This is a genomic window from Streptomyces sp. NPDC058662 (assembly GCF_042716255.1).
Lineage (GTDB): Bacteria > Actinomycetota > Actinomycetes > Streptomycetales > Streptomycetaceae > Streptomyces.
Genome location: NZ_JBHXRU010000006.1, coordinates 1 through 4,635, shown reverse-complemented (window position 1 = coordinate 4,635; position 4,635 = coordinate 1). Strand labels below are relative to the sequence as shown.

The window sequence follows — 4,635 nt, the reverse complement described above, 5'->3', positions numbered from 1 at the left end:
TTGTTGTTGGTTTTGCGACCCCCCCCGCCACGCCGGGGGCGGGCCGGGCGCCCGGGGGGGGGGGTGGGGGGGGGCCCCGGGGGGCCCGGGGGGGGGGGGGGGGGGGGGCGGGCCCCGGGGGGCCCCCGCACGACCGCCGGACTACAGCACCTTGGAGAGGAATGCCTTCGTGCGGTCGTGCTGCGGGTTGCCGAGCACCTCGCGCGGGTGGCCCGACTCGACGACCACTCCGCCGTCCATGAAGACGAGGTTGTCTCCGACCTCGCGGGCGAAGCCCATCTCGTGCGTGACGACGATCATGGTCATGCCCGACTCGGCGAGGTCGCGCATGACGTCCAGGACGTCGCCCACCAGCTCCGGGTCGAGCGCGGAGGTCGGCTCGTCGAAGAGCATCAGCTTCGGCTCCATGGCCAGCGCGCGGGCGATGGCCACCCGCTGCTGCTGGCCGCCGGACAGCTGCGAGGGGTAGTTCCCGCCCTTGTCGCCGAGACCCACGCGGTCCAGGAGCTTCGCCGCGCGCTCGCGCGCCACGGACTTGCTCTCGCCCTTGACCATCACCGGGGCTTCCATGACGTTCTCCACGGCCGTCATGTGCGGGAAGAGGTTGAAGCGCTGGAACACCATGCCGATGTCCTTGCGCTGCGCCGCTACCTCGCTGTCCTTGAGCTCGTAGAGCTTGTCGCCCTTCTGCCGGTAGCCGACCAGGGTGCCGTCGACGTACAGCCGTCCGGCGTTGACCTGCTCCAGGTGGTTGATGCACCGCAGGAACGTCGACTTGCCCGAGCCGGACGGACCGACCAGGCAGAACACCTCACGCGGGGCGACCTCCAGGTCGATGCCCTTGAGGATGTGCGCCGCGCCGTAGGACTTGTGGACGCCCTCGGCCTTCACCATGGCAGTCGTCATCAGGCCACCGCCTTGCTGTTCGAGAAGCTGGACAGTTTCGCCTTGATCTTCTGCAACGGCGTGGGCGGCAGCGAGCGGAGCGCACCGCGGGCGTAGCGGCGCTCCAGGTAGTACTGGCCGACGCTGAACACGCTGGTCAGGGCGAGGTACCAGATCGACGCGACGAAGAACATCTCCATCACCGCGAACGACGTGGACGCGATGTCCTGGGCCGCGCGCAGCAGGTCGAAGTACTGCACGGCGACGACGAGCGACGAGGTCTTGAGCATGTTGATGAACTCGTTGCCCGACGGCGGCACGATCACCCGCATGGCCTGCGGGAGCACGACGCGGCGCATGGTCTGCATCCGGGTCATGCCAAGCGCGTGCGAGGCCTCGCTCTGGCCTTCGTCGACCGACTGGATTCCGGCCCGGACGATCTCCGCCATGTACGCGCCCTCGTTGAGGCCGAGACCCAGCAGGGCGGCCAGGAAGGGCGTCATGACCTGAGTCATCTCGTCCTTGTAGAAACCGAGGTTCAGGATCGGGAAGATCAGCGCGAGGTTGAACCAGATGAGGAGCTGTACGTACACCGGGGTGCCGCGGAACAGCCAGATGTAGAACCAGGCGATGGTGCTGGTCACCGGATTCTTCGAGAGCCGCATCACTGCGAAGAGAACGCCGAGCACCAGGCCCAGGGCCATCGCGGCGACGCTGATCCAGACGGTGTTGACGACACCACGCAGGATGGTGGGGTCGAACAGCTTCTCCGGCACGGTCGCCCAGCGCACGTTGCCCTGCGAGAAGGCGATCGCGAGCGCCAGGACCAGGCCGATCACGACCACGGCACTGATCCAGCGGCCGTAGTGGCGGACCGGGATGGCGCGGATCGCCTCGGGGGGGACGGCCCCGGCCGGCGGGGTGTCCGCCGGGTCCGGGACCTTGTCGAGCTTGTCAGTCACAGTGACTGCCCTTCAGTGTGCTGCGGTATGCGCGGAGGTCACGAGCCTGCGTTGATCTTGGCCTCGGTCACGGCGCCGGAGCCCGCGTTCCACTTGTCCAGGGCGGCCTTGTACGTGCCGTCCTTGATGACCGCGTCGAGGGCTTCCTTGAGCGCGTCGCGCAGCTCGGTGTTCTTCTTGTCCACCGCGATGCCGAAGAAACCGGCGTCGCTCGGGGTGACGATGGCCTCGAAGTCGTTGCCGCCGCCCGCCTCCTTCGCGATGTGCGCGGCGACCGGGGCGTCGTTGAGGTCGGCGACGGCGCCGCCGGCCTTCACGCGGGTCTGGGCCTCGGCGTCGGTCGGGAAGGACTCGATCGAGAGCTCGCCCTTGCCGTCCGTCTTGCACTTCTCGGCCTGGGTCTTGGCAACCGTCTCGTAGGTGGTGCCGCGCTGGACGGCGACCTTCTTGCCGCACAGGTCGTCGAGGGTCTTGATGCCCTCGGGGTTGCCCTTCTTGACCAGGATGGCGGTGGAGGACGAGAAGTAGTCGACGAAGTCGACACCGGCACCGGTCTTGGCGCCCTTGTCGTCCAGGCCCTCCTGACGGGCCTTGGTGTCGGTCAGCGAGGACATGACCACGTCGCTGCGGCCGGTCTGCATGCTGCCGACCAGCGTGTCGAAGGTGCCCGACTCGAAGGCGAACTTGACGCCGAGCTGCTTCTCCATGGCCGCCGCGATGTCGGGGTCCACGCCGACGATCTTGCCGCCCTCGGTGAACTCCATCGGCTTGTACGTCGCGTCCGTGCCGACCTTGATCACGCCGGCGTCCTGGATCTTCTTCGGCAGCTTCGCGAAGAGCGGCGCGGTGCTGTTCGCCTGGCCCGAGGGGGTCGTGGAGGCCCCGTCGGTCTGGTCACCGCAGCCGGTGAGCATCAGGGCGCCCGCGACCGCGATCGCGCCGACCGCGGCGATCCGGGACCGAGCGGCGGTCGTACGACGGGTGGTGCTTGCGGTCATGAGCGGTTCCTCCGACAGGTGGAAAAGCATCCGAGAGTGGTCGGGCACGCACCATCGAGTGTCGCGACCTTGTGTGATTAGGGGCATCTTGCCATTCGGACTGGCGCATTCAGGCTGCCCATCAGGTCAAAATCAGATAACGGGCGACCCCCGGTACCCACCATGCCTGCGGGGAAGAGATCACCGGACAGGACGATGCGCCGCCCCAGGCCCCGTACGGCTCACTTTTTGCGGCCCGTCTCGGCCATCGAGCACAGGCTCTTGGACTTTTAACCAAAACCAGGACAAGAGGCTTATGGTCGAGCCGGAATCGACTCGTCTGGGTGAGCGTTCTTCGGGTAGAACAGATCCTTACACCCCTCATCCGGGGCTCAGGGCGCGCGTGCGGCGCGCCCGCGCGTACGAACCTCCCCTTCGCGGAGGCGGGCCAACCGCCGATGCGGAGTACGGACGCGGTGCCTGCCCACCCCTTAACCAGGAGTGGCCAACCCTCACGATTCAAAGACTTAAGGGGCCATCAAGTGGCAGCGGAGATCGTCAATCCTCGCAGCGACAGCGTGACGGACAACAACCCGGACGCCGTGTTCGCACTGCACCGGGGCGGCAAGATGGCCATTCAGGCCACTGTGCCGGTCCACAACAAGGACGACCTGTCCCTCGCGTACACGCCGGGCGTGGCGAAGGTCTGCAGCGCCATCGCCGAACAGCCCGAGCTCGTCAACGAGTACACCTGGAAGTCCAACGTGGTCGCCGTCGTCACCGACGGTACGGCCGTGCTGGGGCTCGGTGACATCGGCCCTGAGGCCTCCCTCCCCGTGATGGAGGGCAAGGCGATCCTGTTCAAGCAGTTCGGCGGTGTCGACGCGGTTCCGATCGCGCTGGCGACCAAGGACACGGACGAGATCATCGAGACCGTCGTCCGCCTGGCGCCGTCCTTCGGCGGGGTGAACCTGGAGGACATCTCCGCTCCCCGCTGCTTCGAGATCGAGCGGCGGCTGCAGGAGCGGCTGGACATCCCGATCTTCCACGACGACCAGCACGGCACGGCCATCGTGACGCTGGCGGCGATGCGCAACGCGGCGAAGCTGACCGGGCGCACCCTCGGCGACCTGCGTGCCGTGATCTCGGGCTCGGGCGCGGCGGGCATCGCCATCGCCAAGATCCTGGTGGACGCGGGTATCGGTGACGTCTGTGTCACCGACCGCAAGGGCGTCGTCTCCGCGGACCGCTCCGACCTGACGGACGTCAAGGCGGAGATCGCGGGGCTCACCAACAAGACCGGGCAGACCGGTTCGCTGGAGCGGGCCCTCGCGGGCGCGGACGTTTTCATCGGCGTCTCCGGCGGCACGGTCCCGGAGGAGGCGGTGGCCTCGATGGCGAAGGACGCGTTCGTCTTCGCCATGGCCAACCCGAACCCGGAGGTCCACCCGGACGTCGCGCACAAGTACGCGGCGGTCGTGGCGACGGGCCGTTCGGACTTCCCGAACCAGATCAACAACGTGCTGGCCTTCCCGGGAATCTTCGCGGGCGCCCTCAAGGTGCGCGCCACCCGGATCACCGAGGGCATGAAGATCGCCGCCGCCGACGCCATCGCCGGTGTCGTGGGTGACGAGCTCGCCGCCGACTACGTGATCCCGTCGCCGTTCGACCCGCGCGTGGCCGAGGCCGTCTCGGCGGCCGTCGCGGCCGCCGCCAAGGCCGACGGCGTCGCCCGCCTGGTCTGACGCCCAGCCGATACGAGAACGGGCCGTGCCGCCCCACCCCCCCCGGGGGGGGGCGGCCCCGCCCGT

General features: G+C 68.3%; 4 protein-coding genes. 1 reads left to right on the top strand and 3 read right to left on the bottom strand.

Annotated elements, in window-relative coordinates:
* Positions 1–141 precede the first annotated feature (141 nt).
* Genes ACFWUQ_RS04240 through ACFWUQ_RS04230 form a run of 3 tightly spaced genes read right to left on the bottom strand, consistent with a single transcriptional unit; the run spans position 142 to position 2,845 of the window.
* Entirely contained in the window at positions 142–906 is a 765-nt protein-coding gene (locus ACFWUQ_RS04240; protein ID WP_384532519.1) for an amino acid ABC transporter ATP-binding protein, read from the bottom strand.
* Positions 906–1,847 carry an amino acid ABC transporter permease gene (locus ACFWUQ_RS04235; RefSeq protein ID WP_384532516.1) on the bottom strand — a complete coding sequence of 314 codons (942 nt, stop codon included), beginning with the start codon at positions 1,845–1,847 and terminating at the stop codon, positions 906–908. The genes ACFWUQ_RS04240 and ACFWUQ_RS04235 overlap by 1 nt, the downstream gene beginning before the upstream one ends.
* 38 nt (positions 1,848–1,885) lie before the next feature.
* Positions 1,886–2,845 carry an ABC transporter substrate-binding protein gene (locus tag ACFWUQ_RS04230; protein ID WP_384532513.1) on the bottom strand — a complete coding sequence of 320 codons (960 nt, stop codon included), beginning with the start codon at positions 2,843–2,845 and terminating at the stop codon, positions 1,886–1,888.
* Positions 2,846–3,366: 521 nt separating this feature from the next.
* On the opposite strand from ACFWUQ_RS04230, the gene ACFWUQ_RS04225 reads away from it, so the two are divergent.
* Complete coding sequence (locus ACFWUQ_RS04225; protein ID WP_384532510.1) at positions 3,367–4,569, top strand: NADP-dependent malic enzyme; 1,203 nt, start codon at positions 3,367–3,369, stop codon at positions 4,567–4,569.
* Positions 4,570–4,635: the final 66 nt, after the last annotated feature.

Coding starts and splice junctions, on each gene's coding strand:
- ACFWUQ_RS04230 (WP_384532513.1), bottom strand. CDS start 2,845: ATGACCGCAAGCACCACCCGTCGTACGACCGCCGCTCGGTCCCGGATC.
- ACFWUQ_RS04240 (WP_384532519.1), bottom strand. CDS start 906: ATGACGACTGCCATGGTGAAGGCCGAGGGCGTCCACAAGTCCTACGGC.